At 66.1% G+C, this 1,379-nt stretch carries 3 protein-coding genes; 1 reads left to right on the top strand and 2 read right to left on the bottom strand.

Annotated elements, in window-relative coordinates:
* Both CVM52_RS25775 and CVM52_RS25770 read right to left on the bottom strand, forming a co-directional pair.
* On the bottom strand, nucleotides 1–524 hold a 524-nt coding region (locus CVM52_RS25775; RefSeq protein WP_205965037.1), incomplete at its 3' end, for a cache domain-containing protein.
* A gap of 80 nt (nucleotides 525–604) precedes the next feature.
* The gene (locus CVM52_RS25770) at nucleotides 605–1,072 is read right to left on the bottom strand and encodes an Lrp/AsnC family transcriptional regulator (protein WP_100165060.1); all 468 of its coding nucleotides are present in this window, start codon (nucleotides 1,070–1,072) and stop codon (nucleotides 605–607) included.
* Nucleotides 1,073–1,220: 148 nt separating this feature from the next.
* Between CVM52_RS25770 and CVM52_RS25765 the strand changes: the two genes are divergently transcribed.
* Nucleotides 1,221–1,379, top strand: a 159-nt coding sequence (locus tag CVM52_RS25765) for an NAD(P)-dependent oxidoreductase (RefSeq protein ID WP_276308670.1), incomplete at its 3' end; no start/stop codon positions are given.

Below are 1,379 nucleotides of genomic sequence, written 5' to 3'. Positions count from 1 at the left end.
TCGGCATCGGCGATGAAGGTCAGCGCGCCGCGCACCCGGCCGCGGGCATCAAAGGCGGGCACCGCAAAGGCGAACACCCGGCGGCCCGACTCGACATCGGTGCCATGGCCGGATCCCAACGCGCCTTGCATGGCGCGGCGGAAATAGGGCGCCGCGCGCAGATCGGGGCGCGCGCCGTCGCGGGCGGCGGCCAGCACGCGGCCATTGGTATCGGCAAACAGCACATCCATCGCCCCGGTCTTGTCCGCGGTGGCGCGCAATAGCACATCCGCCGCCGCGGCGCGCGCCGGGTCGTCCAGCCCGTCCAGCGCCGGGTGCGACGCGGTCAACACCGCCAGTTCCTGGTAGTTCTGCAGCTGCGCGCCCAGCCGGTCGCTGGCCAGCGCCAGATCGGATTCGGCGCGATGCGCCAGCTGGTCCAGCGCCTGCAGATAGCCATAGCGCCAGACGCCGCCGGCCAGCGCCGCAACGGCCAGCAGGAAGGCCAGAACCATCCAGCCGGTGCGCAGAATGTGAGCAGTCATGGCGCCGAGATTACCGCAAGCCCCTGCCGGGTCAAAGCCGGACCGGAAAGCGCCGCGCCGGCCCTGTGTTTCGTCACCCCTCAGCTGTCCAGCGGCAGCAGCGTGGTTGACTTGATCTCTTCCATCGACAGCAGGGCGGTGACGTTATGCACCTTCACCTCGGAGATCAGCGCCTGGTAAAAGGCGTCATAGGCGCGGGCGTTTTTCACCCGCACCTTGAGGATATAGTCGATATCGCCGGCCAGGCGATGCGCCTCCTGCACCTCGGGGCGGTCCTTCAGAGCCTTCAGGAAGGCGCGCTGCCATTCCGCCTCGTGTTCCGAGGTGCGGATCAGCACGAAGAAACAGGCCTCGAATCCCAGCGCCTCGGCATCCAGAATCACGGTCTGCCGGCCAATCACGCCGCCTTCGCGCAGCTTGCGGATCCGGTTCCAGACCGGGGTCTTGGACGAGCCCACCGCCTTGGCGATATCGTCCAGCGACTGGCTGGCATCACGCTGCAGTTCGGCCAGAATTTTTCGATCCACCTCGTCAATCCGCACAGACATTCCTGATTTACCCTTTCTGCAGGTGCAAACGTTCCATCTGAGCGTCAGCTTGGAACAAGCGTCCTTATTTCCCTGCCCGTATGGCGCTGAAGGGGGAATATTTCCTATATTCCTGCACAAGTCAAACGATGAACCCGAGGATGGCGCAATGCAGCATTTCCCGATCTTCCTGGCGACCGCGGGGCGGCGCATCGTGCTGTCGGGTGGCGGCGAGGCGGCGCTGGCCAAGCTGCGGCTGCTGCTGAAGACCCCGGCGCGGATCACCGTCTTTGCCGCCGAACCGGCGCCCGAGATCGCGGCCTGGGCC

This window comes from Pseudooceanicola lipolyticus (genome assembly GCF_002786325.1).
In the GTDB taxonomy this organism is placed as follows: domain Bacteria; phylum Pseudomonadota; class Alphaproteobacteria; order Rhodobacterales; family Rhodobacteraceae; genus Pseudooceanicola_C; species Pseudooceanicola_C lipolyticus.
This window is presented reverse-complemented; position numbering and strand designations above follow the sequence as displayed.